General features: G+C 38.1%; 13 protein-coding genes, 1 tRNA gene and 1 pseudogene. 5 read left to right on the forward strand and 10 right to left on the reverse strand.

Features of this window, described 5'->3' with window-relative positions; all coding sequences use genetic code 11:
• The first annotated feature begins 574 nt into the window (after positions 1-574).
• The 3 genes from ACFIQE_RS04215 to ACFIQE_RS04225 all read left to right on the forward strand — a co-directional run bounded on the left by ACFIQE_RS04215 (position 575) and on the right by ACFIQE_RS04225 (position 3,068).
• Positions 575-1,639, forward strand: a complete 1,065-nt coding sequence (locus tag ACFIQE_RS04215) for a coproporphyrinogen III oxidase (protein WP_375707296.1) — start codon at positions 575-577, stop codon at positions 1,637-1,639.
• 10 nt (positions 1,640-1,649) lie between these two features.
• On the forward strand, positions 1,650-2,870 hold the full coding sequence (locus ACFIQE_RS04220) for an MFS transporter (RefSeq protein WP_375706897.1): 1,221 nt from the start codon (positions 1,650-1,652) through the stop codon (positions 2,868-2,870).
• 72 nt (positions 2,871-2,942) lie between these two features.
• A complete protein-coding gene (locus ACFIQE_RS04225; RefSeq protein WP_375629597.1) occupies positions 2,943-3,068 on the forward strand; it encodes a hypothetical protein in 126 nt (41 codons plus the stop codon).
• 777 nt (positions 3,069-3,845) lie between these two features.
• Here the strand turns inward: ACFIQE_RS04225 and ACFIQE_RS04230 are convergent.
• From ACFIQE_RS04230 to ACFIQE_RS04265, 8 genes and pseudogenes are all read right to left on the reverse strand, one after another.
• Positions 3,846-3,995 (reverse strand): hypothetical protein, encoded by a 150-nt coding sequence (locus ACFIQE_RS04230; RefSeq protein ID WP_375640948.1) that lies wholly within the window; start codon positions 3,993-3,995, stop codon positions 3,846-3,848.
• 65 nt (positions 3,996-4,060) lie between these two features.
• Positions 4,061-4,234, reverse strand: coding sequence for a hypothetical protein (locus ACFIQE_RS04235; RefSeq protein ID WP_375640949.1), 174 nt, complete (start codon positions 4,232-4,234; stop codon positions 4,061-4,063).
• Positions 4,235-4,658: 424 nt separating this feature from the next.
• Positions 4,659-4,907, reverse strand: coding sequence for a hypothetical protein (locus tag ACFIQE_RS04240; RefSeq protein ID WP_375707309.1), 249 nt, complete (start codon positions 4,905-4,907; stop codon positions 4,659-4,661).
• Between the two features lie 56 nt (positions 4,908-4,963).
• Positions 4,964-5,122 (reverse strand): annotated as a pseudogene (locus ACFIQE_RS04245) (hypothetical protein); the annotation flags it as partial.
• 248 nt (positions 5,123-5,370) lie between these two features.
• Positions 5,371-6,714: an MATE family efflux transporter gene (locus tag ACFIQE_RS04250; RefSeq protein WP_375640950.1), complete on the reverse strand. Its 1,344-nt coding sequence runs from the start codon at positions 6,712-6,714 to the stop codon at positions 5,371-5,373.
• A 122-nt stretch (positions 6,715-6,836) separates the two neighbouring features.
• Positions 6,837-6,992 (reverse strand): hypothetical protein, encoded by a 156-nt coding sequence (locus ACFIQE_RS04255; RefSeq protein ID WP_375640951.1) that lies wholly within the window; start codon positions 6,990-6,992, stop codon positions 6,837-6,839.
• A 10-nt stretch (positions 6,993-7,002) separates the two neighbouring features.
• A tRNA-His gene (locus tag ACFIQE_RS04260) sits at positions 7,003-7,079 on the reverse strand.
• Between the two features lie 139 nt (positions 7,080-7,218).
• Entirely contained in the window at positions 7,219-8,301 is a 1,083-nt protein-coding gene (locus ACFIQE_RS04265) for a quinone-dependent dihydroorotate dehydrogenase (protein WP_375707297.1), read from the reverse strand.
• Between the two features lie 1,328 nt (positions 8,302-9,629).
• On the opposite strand from ACFIQE_RS04265, the gene mscL reads away from it, so the two are divergent.
• A complete protein-coding gene (gene mscL, locus ACFIQE_RS04270; protein WP_375707298.1) occupies positions 9,630-10,037 on the forward strand; it encodes a large conductance mechanosensitive channel protein MscL in 408 nt (135 codons plus the stop codon).
• An 18-nt stretch (positions 10,038-10,055) separates the two neighbouring features.
• On the opposite strand, the gene ACFIQE_RS04275 is transcribed toward mscL, so the two are convergent.
• Positions 10,056-11,762, reverse strand: a complete 1,707-nt coding sequence (locus tag ACFIQE_RS04275; RefSeq protein WP_375629605.1) for an ATP-binding protein — start codon at positions 11,760-11,762, stop codon at positions 10,056-10,058.
• A 1,154-nt stretch (positions 11,763-12,916) separates the two neighbouring features.
• The gene (locus ACFIQE_RS04280) at positions 12,917-15,490 is read right to left on the reverse strand and encodes a DNA translocase FtsK (RefSeq protein WP_375707299.1); all 2,574 of its coding nucleotides are present in this window, start codon (positions 15,488-15,490) and stop codon (positions 12,917-12,919) included.
• A 460-nt stretch (positions 15,491-15,950) separates the two neighbouring features.
• Between ACFIQE_RS04280 and ACFIQE_RS04285 the strand changes: the two genes are divergently transcribed.
• Positions 15,951-17,381: an aldehyde dehydrogenase family protein gene (locus tag ACFIQE_RS04285; protein WP_375621120.1), complete on the forward strand. Its 1,431-nt coding sequence runs from the start codon at positions 15,951-15,953 to the stop codon at positions 17,379-17,381.
• Position 17,382: the final 1 nt, after the last annotated feature.

A 17,382-nucleotide genomic window follows, 5' to 3' on the forward strand; every position in this document is an offset into this window, starting at 1 on the left:
GCTGAAAGAGAAAGTTTTTTTATATTTTTATCTTTACATTGCCTCTTAAACAAGCTGGCCTGTTCATATAAGAAGTTATATGTATAATACATATAACTTCTACAAAAGGAGGATTCATTATGTTCCGTGAAAATCTTTGGTAATACACTCGGGTGATTGGGTCACCAGTCGCCCGTCAATAATATAGTGCGAGTTAAGAAATTGGGGGAGGTAAGCTATGCAACTCGTGGATCATCCTTTTGTGAAGTTCGATCAACTCAAGCCGATTTACAACTTCACATATCCGTTATTTCGCACTATTTCAAATGAATTTTACGATTACCTAGACTTTAATAAACTAGCGCACAGTAAGCAGATTCCACAAGCGCGTACCATTTCTCTTTATTTGCATATTCCCTTTTGCGAAACCATCTGTTCCTTCTGTCCCTTTTAGAAAGGGGCCTACAAGCACGTTAAACAAATCGAATCTTATATTTCAGCGCTTACCACAGAGATCAGAAACAAAGGAAATTTCATTCGCTCGCTTAGAGGGCCCATCCGCAGCATCTATATAGGGGGTGGCACACCGTCGCTTTTGTCCGCAGATAATATCCGACACATCGGAAAAGTATTGCATGCCGAATTTGAGCTCTCTTCCTTAGCCGAATTTACACTGGAAAGCGAACCGAAGAGCGTCACACGTGATAAACTTTATGCTGCCCGTGAGATCGGCGTTAACCGGATCAGCTTCGGTATACAGAGTTTCATTGAGCGTTTCCGATCATTGTTTAACCTCACCTCAACACGTGAACAAATCAACAATACCGTGGCTTGGTCACAAGAGATAATTGGACATGTCGGTTTCGACCTACTATATGGCATACACAGCCAGCAAGCCGAAGAACTATTATACGATTTGAAGCAAGCCAGCGAGCTTCACCCTGAAACCATCAACCTCTATGCAATTAACAATCTGGCTATCACGTCGCAACTGCATAAGTCTTACGCACAAAAAGGGCTAAAGCCATCCAGCCTACAGCATCGACAGATGCTTCGCTTATTTAGCGACATCGTTATGCGCAGCTGCGGCTATGCGCCGTGTAATGGGCATTCCTATATCAAAATTGCCAACAACACTCCTCTAACGCTCGCTAAAACGAGTTCAGCTAATTATTTCCGCTATCACAAATATTTGCATGGTTATCATGACGATTATGTGGTTGGCTTCGGGGCGTCAGCAATGTCGATTCTCGGCTCACTCGTCACACGAGCCAATCCCAGTCGAAGCGGATACATTACCGACATACAACTTAAAGGCAAATCCAAAGTATACTACAATTGGGTATCAGCAGAGCAACAAGCCTCCAAGGCTTCGTGTATGAGGCTACCTTATAACGGTTATGCCAAAAAAGAAAGAATTGACTGGACCGCACTCCCCTCTTTCGTTTACAATAACCTACAACAGCTCATAGGTGCAGGTCTCATCGCAGAAAGTGATAACGATCTCCAGCTGACTCAGCGTGGTTGGCAATGGTATTCCAACCTTATGTATTTTCTTCTACCTCAGGCAGATAGGAATATCTTGGACGGCTATGTCGCAAACATGCTGAATACAACCGCCGTACTTGATGGAACAGTGGAAACCTGTGTGGCATCTTAAGGAGAACAGAATGTTCACGCTTTTTTCCAACAAGAACATACGCTATTTTTGCCTAACCGTTAGTCTGCTCGCCTTACTCAGCGGTGCTTTGCGCACTGCCATCCCGCTATTAGCAAGACAATCTGGATATGGCGTAGTCGGAGTAAGTTGGGCGCAAGGTCTCTTTTCATTAGCGTGGCCAATTTTCGGCATCCTTGCAGGCGCTTTACTTGATCGCTGCGACAAAATAAAACTTGCCACCTCGGCTCTCCTCATCTTCACGCTACTGCATATTGTACTGTTCGTACTGCTCATGATACAGATTGCTCCAGCCGAACAAATTTTCTTCTATGCAACCATTGCTGGATTCATCGTCGTTTCTGCCGAAGCTTATATAATGACGATTCCACCACTTATCATGGAGGGAGAGCGATTGATGACCTTCTACTCAATTGTCTTGTTTTTAGATTTCGGGGTCTCCTATTTTCTTGCCCCTGTCATAACAAGCAGCATTTTAGCGCATAGCACACTGCTATTTCTCGGCCTTTTAATCGTGCTTTTTATCACATTGATTTTTACCGCTCGCCGTGCTGTTCCGACATCGCCAACACCTGATAAAGAAAACATCACTTTCCGTTATATCATTGCCGGCTTTCATTTCATTTTTTCAAATCGGCATCTTACCTCCCTTACATTACTCACATTCTTTCTATCGGTGGTATTTGGAGCATTCCTAACCTCGTTCATCTTCTTCGTTACCGACGGTCGGTATCTGGGCCTACATAGCAGCCAATATGGCGTGATGTTTGCAGCCTACGCGCTTGGAACAATGGCAGGTGCCCTATTTGCACCGCGTATACGTTATGCACCGGTGCGCCTAGCTGTTCTCACTGACGGTTTAGGAACGGTTGTCTTACTGCTGGTTCCAGCCTTTTCAAAAAGTGCTGTCGTCGTATGGGGCGTCACCTTTATCGCTGGCGTTGGAGCAAGCTTATGGTTTATTGGTGTTACCGCCTTCAGGCAGCGCCTCACACCAAAGCAACTTCTCGGGCGAGCTAATTCTGCTTTTCGAGTGATAGGCTATGCTGGAACGCCGGTCGGAAGCTTTTTGGTCGGCGTCCTTGGTTCTTTTATATCATTGCAGTTTGCTGCCACCTTTATCGCTGGGCTCCTATTGGTGGCTATCGCGATAACGCTTCCTTTTCTTTGGCAGGCTGATCATATAAACACACCCAATCCTGCCACGAGGTAACAGCTGCTTTTTAAAAAAGACACGGTCAAAAAAGGCACACATACCCTATTACGCAATCGATTGATCTGTTCTTTGGACGAGAAAATTATCACCATAGTGGCTGATAGAGCCAGCGGCACTATAGAAGCAGCCAAACAAGCGCTAAAGACAAAACAGCCCCTTTACGTTGCATTGGGCGATGATCCAACGCCTATATGAAAGATGCAGAGAGCTTATAGCGTACGAAGTGCAATTCTTAACCAAAAACTCCGCCCTAGCAATACCCACTTATACTCCAGTTAATCCGTTACCCGCTGGACATCAAATGCCTCACCCCTTTACTGCTCCTCAAAATACATTTTGCTGCACTTACGCGCCGTATTCTTCCTTTGTAATCAAAAGAGCAGCCCTCCTTTCCTAGTTTAGGATCTTTGCCTACACAACGCAGCAACAGATGCGACCATATATGCAATCACGCCTTAGGGCCTGCATAGTAGAAAGCTTAGTTCGAGAGATTCATAAAGCCTATATCCCAATAAATTTTCCACCCAATCCACCTTTTAAAAGGGCGGCTTTATATAAACCGTTAGAGCAAGCTATGAAATCCTTAGGTGTATTAGAAATAATTGGCGGTTTTACCTCAGACCAATGTTGATTGACTTTTACTCGTGCATATACGCAAGCGGTGCTACTCTTTTCTCAGATAGAAAGGACATAACCGTTACCATCTGACCTATTATTGTTTGAAAATAAAGAAAAAGTATCAGTGTGACTAATGATATTGAAGAGCTATCTCATTATGTGGCTGTACTTAATTACGGCATTGGGAAGCTAGTCACGTAATCACCCCCTTCTGCGCGCGCCTTCTGCATGATATTCATAAGATTTTATTACGCGGTAAACGCGGTACGTCCAAAAGCCTTGGCGAATTTCGCAAAGCACAAAATTAGCTTGGCGGTACGCAACTAAAGACAGCGTCATTCGTGCCGCCCACTCTTACCACAGCCCCCCTACTCTCTCTACTACCATCCCCCGCTTAGAATCGCGCCAACTCATCACCGGTGCCTCGTTAAACACCACACCAGTCTCAAGAGCGGTAAAATGCGCCTTGCCGCATTTAATCTTCAGCATTTCTTTAAGGCGCAAATCAAACTCGCTATTCGTTCCTTTTGTTTCCAGTACAAAATAAAGCTTTTGTGCGCCATCTCACTCTAAAAAAACATCCAATCAGGCGTATAAGAACCAATGGGAGTGGCTATTTTAAAACTTCTTGGCAGTTTAAAAAACAATCTTACATCAGAGTCATTATCGAGATTTTGCGCAAACTCTTTCTCAATACGGCTCTCACAAATCACATGATCATAAAGACTTTTCTCATTGACCACCGCCGGCCATATGATCGCCTTTTCCGACCTAATTTTACAGATGTGGAATCAATCTTATTGTGATGCGCACATCCAGAGATTATTTTATCCTCTGCATTAGAACCAAAAACATGAACAATACGCAGAGGCTTCGGTAAGAAGGCCAACCGCTCAATCTCAATCTACACAAAAATACATGTGCAGGCGAATGCCCTCCATAATATGCAATATTTCAAGCCCGTCCATAGTGGTACCCTTTTTAAAAATTGTGTCTATGGCTTATAATAATCTCCAAAATATACATTTAGCCCTTGTCTGAAATAGCTCAATTTTGGATTGATGAGAATAAAAACGCGCTGCGATAATCACGTTGTTCAGCCCTCATGACCGGCAAAAGGGCGCCAATATTCCTGTACTACCAACGACTAACTAACGGTATTTCTTATCATTTTTGATCATATCCTCCACCCTTATTATTTAAAAATTTATACATTTCATCAACAAGATGTGCGCAGCGAGCCCGTACATCTTCACTGTTCAATCTCCATGTACGGCCTGCATTCTCAGACACAAAATCATCTTTAGCCGAAGCAACTTGATATTGCAGAGCTTGTCTATAAAGCGTATGCACAACTGGTACCAAATATTTACATGACAGTAGCGCATTTTTTGCTGTACTGCCATGAGAGCCCAAAAAGCATCACAATCTAAATTATCAAAAGCGTTCTTCAAAGTCTCTGAATAAGACCTGTGATAAACAGGGCTTGCAAGAATAACATCGTCAGCGTCTGCGATTGTTTTGACAAATGTATACACTTTAGCATCGCAATGGTAATAACTTATAAAAACAATAACTTTTTTAAATGACTCCTCAACGGCGTATGAATATAAGCACGTTTTTCTCGTCATTTTTTAAGGTATTAAACTCTTCCAATCTACCGAACTTACTCTTAAATTGTAGCCGAATGATTTTAATAAACCTATATTATTTTAAAAACTCAATAAATAATATTGAGACTACAATCAAAGACACTTCTTTTCAATATTAAGCAAGTTTTGTAACCTATATTGTTATCTCCATAGAAGTAAAACAGCCTCTATGGACGATGAGTAGCTAAGCCTTCACAGCTAGTGCTTTACAAGCGCTTTTATAACACTCACTCTGCCCCAAACATAGGATTGCATTTTATTAAATAACCCACGCGCATATAATTAAAGATAGAAACGATTAAGCTTGCACCAATCATGCCAAACCAATAGCCAATAAAGCCATATTCAAAAAAATGCGCCATTAGCGCTCCCCCAAATAGGCCTAACCCCCAATAACTTATTGCTACAACAATTGTTGACCAAAACGTATCAAGCAAGCCCACAAGTATGCCATTGAGCATAGCACCTAAAGTGCCAAAAGCAAAAGACAATAAGATGAACGGAAGCAACTTCCAAGAGAAAACAACAACGCGTTCTGAAGAAATATTAAAGATGGTTGTAAGGATGAATCCATAAGAGAGATAAACAATCCCTGATAAAAACAAGACATAAGTTACAGCAAAAACAGTGACATTCATACGCAATTGTTTTAGAGCCATATTATTCCTATCTGCTCTATACCACGCTGCTATTGTTGCGGCTGCGCTGGAAATCCCCAAAGCCACCACAGAAATAAGCATATCGAGACGCATCCCTATCGTATGCGCGGCCAAAGATTCGACCCCATAAACCGTAATCATAAATGCAATGACCGAAGGAAAGCCCTCCGCAATAAGAATACGTATACCAATGGGTAGCCCTACTCGCAGCAATTTTATTATTCGTGAAATCTCTAACTTTTGTCTCAAATAATTAAAGCGAAAAGAATGAAAAGCAGAATTGCGGGACAAAATTATTGCTGCTGCAATAACAATCAAAATACGGATCAAACTGCTCGCAATTCCTGCACCAAAGACACCTAATCCGCTTATAGAACCTATACCAAAAATAAGCGGCCAAGAGATAAGAAAATTCACAAGGATAGCCGCAAGCATAACCCAGGTTAACGGCTTTGGATTACCAATTGCTGACAGTAATCCCCGGCTATTCACATAAAGATAAAAAAACACCACCCCTATAGCAGCACCACTATTATATTCCTGCGCTATATTGGCAATTGTCCCATCTTGGCCGAGAAAACACAAAATATTCCTCGTGTTGAGTAAAATGATCGCACTCACCGTTCCAATCAAAAGGGAAAGCCCTATTCCTTGATCAAACCATGCCTTTAATGCATATCTATCTTGTCTACGAAAACTTTCCGCAAGTTTTGGTGCAACCGCGGTAATAATACCTAGCCCAAACAACATAACAAAACTAAATATACTCAGAGCTAACATTGTACCACTCAAGGCTTGCACGCCTAAATGCGCTACAAGCGCTGCTTCTGTGAAGGAAATCATCATCTGAGAGATAAACCCAACAGCCAGTGGCATGCCAAGAGATAGCAATTGCTTCATCACAACAAACATTGTGAATACCCTTCCATATTGAAAAGTGTATGAAGCTCGGATCTTTTAAACAAAACAATTGATTTGTTCCGTAAAATCTTTCCATCGCAAGTCTTGTGTAAAAGATGCATAATGAGAACGCATTAAGGTAAGAGGAGAAGCGCAATGCGCCTTATTGTTTTTTTTGGAATGCCATGCGTTTTTTGTACAACATTATACCCCCAAGCAGTTACAGTCGGTGATACAATACTCTTAGCAAGCGTTTGTTCGTCTTGCACATCCATTTTCAGTATTTTCAATAAAATTTTTTGGTACGGTTGGTGGGATTTGAACCTACGACCTCTGGTGCCACAAACCAGCGCTCTAACCAACTGAGCTACAACCGCATAAAAAGAAAATGTATCATAAATGTTCACGATTTCGTAAACATTTATTCTTATGCTTATGTGACATAAGGAAAATCAACAAAGTTTGCAAGCCCCTTTAAAAAAATCTCGCAATTTTTTGTGAAGAAAAAAGCGTTTTTTACAAAGGAAATTTTGCCCAATGCTCAAGACTATGATCACGATAGCCTTTTATGTTATCAACGCCATCTTGTTGCATCATCTGCAAAATCTCTTGCAGAATAGTTATGACAAGATCTGGACCTTCATAAACCATCCCACTGTATAATTGAATCAAATCTGCACCAGCTTTTACTTTTTCCAAAGCAGTCTGTGCATCCTTTACACCGCCAACGCCAATGATTGCAATCTCCTTCCCTAATTTTTGACGCATTTTTGCAAGCATAATAGTAGAACGCTCAAAGAGTGGACGTCCAGAAAGCCCACCCTCTTCATTACGGAAGTGACTATTACTAAGACCTTGGCGTGAAAGAGTTGTGTTAGAAACAATCAGCCCATCAAAATCAGAAAGTTTTATTTCTTCAGCAACATCATCTAATTCTTTCTCTGATAAATCGGGAGCAATTTTTAAAAAAATGGGAATGGAGAATCCGTGCTTGTTCTCTTGCTCATTTCGCTCTTGCGAAATTGCACTCAACAAAAGATGCAAACTGTCACGGGCCTGTAAATCACGTAAACCTGGTGTATTAGGAGAAGAAATATTAACCGTAAAATAATCAGCAACATCATAAAAATGAGCAATACCAACAGTATAATCATCAATCTTATCGACCGTATCCTTATTGGCTCCAATGTTGACTCCTATAACACCAGTTTTTTTACACGCACGCAATCTATTGTAAACAACTTGATGTCCATCATTATTAAAGCCCATTCTATTAATAATCGCTTCATCTTCTTTTAAACGAAAAAGCCGTGGTTTAGGATTTCCAATCTGAGGGTTTGGTGTCACTGTCCCAATTTCAGTAAAACCAAATCCTAACCGAAAAATACCATCTACAACCTCTGCATTTTTATCAAACCCCGCTGCAAGACCAATAAAATTTTCAAACTCAAGACCAGCAACAGTTACACACAAACGTTTATCGACAACCTTTTGACAACCATTTAATCCACTTTTCAGCCCGAGAATCGCTAAACCGTGTGCTTGCTCTGGATCCAACATAAATAAGGCAGAACGGCCAATACAATGAAAAAAACTCATCAATCCTTCTCCACAACATAAAAATGATCCATCGCACCTCACCTATATCTTTTAACACAAAAGATTACTAATCAAAGAGAGCATATTATCCAAATAATACTGCTCTCTTCTATAAGAAACTTCAGCATAAAAATCCATTAATAACCATACACATTTATATTGATGCATACCGTGTAAAAACTTTTTATTCTTTAAAAAACGTTTCTCTTTTTCGACATTTTTTAAAGATTAAAATATGAATCCTAATCTTATAAAATTCAGCATGAATTGGAACATCAATGGCTCTTACCATAGTCATGGTTTTATGACGCCTTATGCAGGCACGCTCATAATTTTCTTAAAAATGCAGGCAAATTATCTCTATTCCCAAAGTTCCTTTGTGTAATATTGTTTTCAATAGAAACAAAGCTTGTTCTATAAAGCTATTTTTTCCTAGCATTTATAGGATACATGGTTCATAAAATCATCTAAATTCATACTATTGTTGCACTATTTATGAGCAACAGAATGTTCAATCAATTTGTACTCTATTGATAATCTGCGTTGTTTTCTTTACCATTTCTGATGTATTAAATACAATTTTGCATCTATTAAGTGCTCTGCCTAACATATATTTTAAGTAATGACAGTTGATTATTGAACTCAAACATTATGCCAACGACTTCCAAACCAAAATGATCTTGCAAACCCTAGAGCTCTGCTATTTATAAACTGATACAATCTTCCAGCAGATGAAATGTGTTTCTTCCATCCGAATTATCGCCATTTTAGCTCATGTAACCCAATACAAATAGCTTTTAGATAAGCCATAATGCCCTCCTAATTGCTATTATCGCTTACTAAATTAAGAGGAATTAAATTATAAGTTTTACTCCTGTCTCATCTATCTATTTCTTCTATCAGTGCTGAAATATATTTTTTATTCCTAAATTCTCTTTTTATGACAAAATGTTATGCTAATATATGCACTTCATTTGAAAAGCTTTCTGATAGCTCAACTTTCAACACTACTCATTTTGTAGTATTGTGTAAAAATCTCTCTTTTTAATGTTATCATAAAGATCTTGAGGAAATTATATAAATTAAGCTACAGTTTTCTACTTTCTGTTGAAAAAGCAGATATAGTTTTTATCAAAAAAGCTTTTTTCTAGGAAATATTCTATGTACATTCAAATAGAGCCCTAAAGCTCTTTATTAAACCTTATAAAGTTCTTTGAAAATAATATTAATATCGTAATATAATCCTAAAAATAAAATCTGCCCTTTCCTTTTTCATCAAAAGCGGTAAGTAAATTACCGTATATCGCTTATATAAAGGGGAAAACGCAATGCTTAAAGAATTCAAAGAATTTGCCCTAAAAGGTAATATGATTGATCTTGCTATCGGTGTGATTATAGGGGGTGCTTTTGGTAGCTTGGTCAACTCAATTGTCAATGATATTTTTATGCCAATCATTGGGCTGATTACAGGTGGGATTGATTTTTCTAATATGTTTATTCAACTTGCTGGCGAAAAACAAGCAACATTGAGTGCCGCCAAAGCAGCTGGAGCAACCATTAGCTATGGACACTTTATTACTTTACTTATCAATTTTCTCATTATTGCTTGGGTTCTTTTTTTATTCGTTAAGGCTATGAATAAAATTCGTAGAAAAGAAGAAGAAAGCCCCAAAAAAACGTCTTCAGAAGAACAACTTTTAGCAGAAATTAGAGATCTTTTGGCTAAGAAAAAATAATTTTATGCAAGATTTACATCATGGAACACGAGGAAAAAACATTTCCACAGTTGTTCCATGATTGGGTTTTGAGAACAGTAAAAATTGTCCCCCTCTTTCTTCCACCATTGCTTTACACATTGGGAGGCCTAAACCTGTTCCCATAAAAGCGCTATCACCAGATCGTCCATCTTTGCGCTCTACTTGACCATAAGGTTGCAGTGCCTGTATAATCTCTTCTTCGTTCATCCCTATACCATTATCACTCACTGAAATTTTTACACGTTCTTTTCTATAAGAAACGTGAACAATAATCTGTCCACCCAAAGGTGTAAAACGAATAGCATTGGAAAGAAGATTCCATATAATCTGGCGAAACACTTGTTGTGATACAGGAATAAATGGAACGTGAGGTGGAGCAACAATACGCATGATAATGCCATTCTGATTGGCTTGAGTTTCAAGAAAAGCTATCGTCGCACGTAAACAAGATATTACATCAAATGTTTCAGAAATAAGGGAAGAATCAATCTGGTTATCGGAACCAGAATAATTTATCTTGGAGCACTCTAGTAATTGATTAATAAGCAATAATATATGTTTTCCAGAGGAAATAATATCGCGTAAATATCCATGATAGCGCTCATTTTCTATCGAACCAAAACGGCCTTCTCTCATAATTTCTGCAAAACCAATAAGAGCATTCAAAGGTGTTCGTATTTCATGAACAACTCCAACGATTTTATCCTCTTCTGCTTTTTTTTCTCCTGATGGAACTGTTTGTGTCCTATCACGCAACATAACAGCATAATTGCCTTGCTTTGCCAAAAATACAATCGTTATCAAAACGGTTATATTTTTATGATTTTTTGTCATTAAATCAGCGGTTTCACTGCGATTTAAAACCTGATTTTTTCCCTCCATACGGATTGATTTAAAATACTTTTCAACCAAAAGTCGGCTTTGCAAAGTAAATAATGAAGAGAATGGTTGTCCTCGTAGTTCATTTATTTCATAACCCATTAATGCTAAGGCTGCCCTACTCGCTGATTGAACAAAGCCCTCTTCATCCAACCATAAAACACCATTTGTTGCTGTATCCAACAATGATAAAACTGCAGCGGGCTCTTTTACGAGAGCTTGTTCTATAGCATTTACCGGCAATGTTTGTGCATATGGTAACTGAATAGCTGTTTCTTCAACTAAATTTTCTTCTTTTACCGATGAATTCAATTCATCACGCAATTGCTCTGCAATTTCACGAAAAGCTGAGCGTTCTATCTCCGTAAGACATGGCATTTCTGTTTCTAGCTTTTCATTTCTTTTTTCTTGGACTTTTTTTTGTATTTTTAAAACACCAAAGCCACGAAACCCCTTAAGCTGCTTTTTAACATCAAAAATTGGCAAAGCTGACAATTCAACATCAAGCCATTGTAAGCAACCATCAACAGGCCATTGAACAATCTCTTTACTCCAAGGCATAGCCGCTTCAATAAAACGACTGAGAACCAGATATCGATCATCATTAAATTGATGAGCAAGCTCATGAAAACTACACCCTAAAATAGAAGAAGAGAGAGGACCAACAACTTCAGCTAGCTCTTTTGAGACTTCACAAAACAAACCATTGTGATCGATTTCCCACGTAAAAGGCCGTGGCAAAAGCTCTGGTGTAAAACGAAAAGCTTCTTGCTGACATTTTAATTCATTTGTATTTAACTTTAACTCATCTGCTTTTAATGGCATAACTAAAACTAAAAAGTGTTGAATTTTCTCTCAAATGAATAATGCTAATTTGTTTACAATTATCTATTCTGGTTAAAATAACTTGATATCTCATATCAATTGTCTGTAGCAAAATTTTGACTGTTTCATCAACAAAACAAGAATAAAAAGAAGCTTCCAGCTCTTGTTGCTTATTCACCCATTATTGTAATAAATCTTGTTACAATAATGGTAACATCTCCCTCGCATAAATAGTACTCAAAAAGAATACACTTATTTTACGCATTCATGCGCCTGTTTTGAAAAGATATCTCTCAAGATCCGCAAGCTTATTTTACGACAGTATCCGTAAATGGTGTAATGTAAAGGTCCCTATAGAGGATATCAAGGCATTGTGCACTACCATTTTTATGCTTATAAAAGAGCTTGTTAGCACCATCATTATACTAATTTCAGCCCCTAATGTTACCAATAGTTCTCGGCATTTGAAGGCGTTCATAAGAAGCCTTTTTATTTTTTAACTTTTTTACTCGTACATTATTATGATACGCAAGAAAATGTTTTTAATTGTTTCAACAGAAACAGATTTGAAATGAGAAAATCTTACAATGTTTGAGACTTTTATTCACTGTGAATAATGATAAATTACTATAAATCAATATACTGCATTATAAAAATCTCTTTTTCAAATAAAGCTTCTCGTAAGAACATCTTTCTTGAGCCAATAATATCAAATGATAATAAATTCAGCGTGACGCTTTAAAGTATCCTATGCAACAGAACTTGCATATTGGGCATTTTTCTTATGATGCTCTCAATAATCTCCCAAAGATCTTTCTTTCATTAGAATCGCTACAAAAGAAAAAACAAAAAATATGCCACCGCACTATTTTATTAAAAAATTTCTCTGTAAAAAAGAGAACACAAATCATCTGTCCTCATATAAAGATTTGTTTAATTTCTTTATATTCCAGATCATTTAGAAATGTTAAAAATATCTCATAATCTCCTTTGATATCAGCTTGTTTACCTTATCAGAAGTCTTAATACAAAAGATCGCTTTTTCTTTATTACTCTCCATTTAAATTTTTAATATTATATAAAAAATAAAACAAGCACATTTAAATAATGACTGTCAGATATTTAAAAAATTGCATATTTTTAAATGTGTTTGTTTATTTTCCTTCATTGAGTAGAATTTCACGTTTTCCAACATGATTAGCGGCTCCAACAATGCCTTTTTCTTCCATCCGCTCGACGAGAGAAGCTGCTTTATTATAGCCGATTGAAAGTCGGCGCTGAATATAAGATGTTGAACATTTTTTATCACGCATAACAATTTTTACAGCTTGGTTATAAAGTTCCTCACCCTCTTCATCAAAATTTTCTTCCTCAGAATTTCCAGCAGCTGAATCAGCAGAAGTATCCTCTTTGTTATCGTCTTCATTATCTGTTACCGTTGCTAAATAATCAGGTTTACCTTGCATTTTTAGATGTGCAACGATGGATTCAACTTCTTCATCAGAAACAAAAGGTCCATGAACGCGCACAATGCGTCCACCACCAGCCATATGAAGCATATCCCCCTGACCTAAAAGCGTTTCAGCACCTTGTTCACCCAAGATCGTACGACTATCAATTTTTGATGTTACTTGAAAAGAAATGCGGGTAGGAAAGTTCGCTTTAATTGTACCTGTGATAACATCAACAGAAGGACGTTGCGTTGCCATAATAAGATGAATACCTGCCGCACGCGCCATTTGCGCTAAGCGCTGAATGGCATTCTCTATCTCTTTCCCTGCCACCATCATAAGATCAGCCATCTCATCAACAATCACAACAATATAAGGAAGCTGCGTGAGATCCATGGCTTCTTCATGATAAAGCATTTCCCCTGTTTCCTTATCAAAACCCGACTGAACAGTACACATGATCGTTTCGCCTTTTTGAGCGGCAAGTGCAACGCGTGCATTAAAACCATCAATATTACGCACACCCAACTTAGCCATTTTGCGATAACGCTCTTCCATTTCACGAACCGCCCATTTTAAAGCTGTTACTGCTTTTTTGGGATCTGTGACAACGGGTGTTAAAAGATGTGGAATGCCATCATAAACAGAGAGCTCTAACATTTTAGGATCAACCATGATCAAACGACACTGCTTTGGTGTCATACGATAAAGAATCGACAAAATCATTGTATTAATTGCAACAGACTTGCCTGATCCTGTTGTTCCTGCAACCAATAAATGAGGCATTTTTGCTAATTCTGCAATGACCGGTTCACCATTAATCCCCTTCCCCAAAGCAAGAGCAAGTTTAAATTCACTTTCACGAAAAGAACGTGTTTGGATTAATTCCCGTAAATAAACGGTTTCACGAACCGCATTGGGTAACTCAATCCCGATAACATTCCGTCCAGGAATTACAGCAACGCGTGTAGAAATAGCAGACATAGAACGCGCAATATCATCAGAAAGATTAATAACGCGTGATGATTTTACACCCGCAGCGGGTTCAAATTCATACATTGTTACCACTGGCCCTGGATGAACATGGATAACTTCACCCTTAATGCCAAAATCTTCCAAAACACTTTCTAAAAGTCCAGCACCACGTTCTAATGTTTCTTGAGGAATCATCGTACCTTCATGAAAAACAGGTTCCTGTAATAAGTTGATCGGAGGAAATTCATAAACATCACAGTCAATAGATTGAATATTTTGCATAAAAGCAGAATCATAATTACCTAATGGCATACGAGTAGATTGCAATGTTTTAGTTTTACTGTTTGCTTGCATCACAGAAAAATCTTTTGAATTCTTTTTGACGGCTTTGTTTATACAATCAACAGTATTATTGGCGACAATATTATTGGTATTTTCAGTCTCTATACTAGCCCCTGCATCACTTAACGCCCCTGTATTACTTAACGTATGAGCAGAATCTTCAACAGAAAGCTTAGAATGACACTCTTTAGTAGTATCATTATTTGTATGCATTAAATCAGAAATTTTCTCAACACCTCGCATCCTTTCCGCTGGAGATTCTGATGTAATTGAATCATAGAGTTGTGGAAAGCGGTATTCAAGAACACGGTAAAGAGCAGTTATTGACTCATCAAAGGCTGTGGGAATATCCGGTGTAATTTCATTTGTCGTGTCAATTGATGTTCCATCCTCTTTTGATATTTGAGTCTCCACATGTTCAAATATCAAAGATTCACACTCAAAAAATGCATCATCAGAAAGATGCAACGCAGGTTTTATTTTTTGTAGCACATTTTCCACTTGTAATTTATGTTCTTGTTTATCCTCCTCAAGTGGAATATTTGCTGACGGCATACGAGTAGTTTGACGTGACAACTGCTTCAAAACCGTTGAATGACAAACTGATGTTTTATTCTCTATTGATTGAGGATTAATGACTTTTTTTGTCGAAAGAATATTTGTTGTTTTCTTGTTACAACGTACAATATCTGTATCTGTAATTTTTTTTTGATCTTGCTTCGTAAAAATTTTAAACTGTTTTGCAAAAACTGGATCTGTTTCTATACGACGACGCAAAATCTCAACTTCTGGGGTTCTCGTGAAACGGACGTTTTTTCCGAGAGCAAATGCCTTTTTCCACACTTCCGGATAAGGAAATATCTCAGTAATCTTAACAGATAAATCTTCTCTTGATGCACCTTCCGTACTATCATCAGAAAAAGAAGACGTAGAAATAGATTTTGTTTTCGAATTATGCATGGCACCCAACAAATTTATAGCAATGAGAAAAATAACCTTTTCAAAAAGAATTCGTAGAAACTATCATACGAAGGTTAATAACCTTTTGCTGATGGTTACTTTTTAATGAAAAAAATAATGCCATAATGCATATTCATAATCTGCCTTTTGCATATTTACGATATAAATTACTCAGTTTATGGTGTCATAGAGCTCGTATTTCATTTGTTTTGAAGAAAACTTCATGATAAAAAAGCTTCAAGAAAATTGTCTATGCCTCTCTTTCTCTCCCTTTTCATAAAAGAAACTAGTCTCAATAATACAATAAGCATTGCTCTATTGAATTCTCCATGCTCAATTATCACGATATAATCTAATTCCTCACGTTTTTATAAGATTATCCTTGTTATCCTCGTTTAAAAAGGCTTAGACTAAGACAATCATAATTACATAAATACAAATAGAAAAAAGGGAGTGAATTATGTTTAATAAACGGAAATTTTATATCAATGGTCTATGGGATGAGCCAAGCACTCCTCACGATTTTGACGTCATTAATCCATCAACAGAGGAGGCTTGTGCTGTCATTAGCCTTGGAAGTACAAAAGATGCCGATAAAGCAATTAATGCGGCTAAAGAAGCGTTTCAAAAATGGAAAACAACGTCACCAAATGAGCGTCTTGGATTTGTTGAAAAAATTCTAGAGATCTACGAAAAACGTTCCAAAGACATGGCAAAAACCATTTCAATGGAAATGGGAGCACCGATTGATATGGCGCTTAATGCGCAAACTGCAACAGGAAGTTCCCATATTCGCAATTTTATCGAAGCTTATAAAGAGTTTTCGTTCCAAGAAACTTTAATAAAGGGAAATGAGCAAGCAATCCTTCACTACGATCCTATCGGCGTCGTAGGATTAATTACGCCATGGAATTGGCCCATGAATCAAGTAACTCTTAAAGTTATTCCTGCTCTCTTGGCTGGCTGTACCATGGTGTTAAAGCCCTCTGAAATTGCGCCTCTTTCTGCTATGCTTTTTGCTGAATTTTTAGATGAAGCCGCACTTCCAGCCGGTGTTTTTAATTTAATCAATGGTGATGGTGCGACTGTCGGCTCTTACCTCTCTGCACATCCAGATTTAGAAATGATCAGCTTTACTGGTTCAACTAGAGCAGGAAAAGATATTTCTAAAAATGCCAGCGCTACTTTAAAAAGAGTCTGTCTGGAACTTGGGGGAAAAGGAGCGAATATTATCTTTGCTGATGCCGACTCAGATGCTGTTCAACGTGGTGCACGACATTGCTTTTATAATAGTGGACAAAGTTGTAATGCACCGACTCGTATGCTTGTGGAACAGAGCATCTATGACAAAGCCGTGAAAATAGCCAAAGATATTGCAGAAACAACAAAAGTAGGACCAAACTGCCAAGAAGGAAATCATATTGGGCCCGTTGTTTCAAAAAAACAATATGATAAAATTCAAGATCTTATCCAATCGGGAATTGATGAAGGTGCAACTCTTGTTGCAGGCGGGACTGGTTTACCAAAAGGAATGGAACGCGGTTATTATGTCCGTCCAACAGTCTTTGCTGATGTAAAACCTCATATGCGTATTTTTAAAGAAGAAATCTTTGGTCCAGTTCTCTCGATTCTTTCTTTTAGTACAGAAGAAGAAGCCGTCGCTTTAGCGAATGAGACTGAGTATGGTCTTACAAACTATATTCAATCGCAAGATCGCAACAAATGTCGTCGTATTGCGGAACAAGTACGCTCTGGTATGGTAGAAGTTAATGGACATGGATTACCCAGTGGAAGCTACTTTGGAGGTGTAAAATTTTCTGGGCGCGCTCGTGAAGGAGGACATTGGGGAATTAAAGAATTTCTCGATAGTAAAGCAATTTCGTACTGGTAAA

The sequence above is a fragment of the Bartonella sp. AA1HLJMS genome, from assembly GCF_042197445.1.
Taxonomy (GTDB): Bacteria; Pseudomonadota; Alphaproteobacteria; order Rhizobiales; family Rhizobiaceae; genus Bartonella.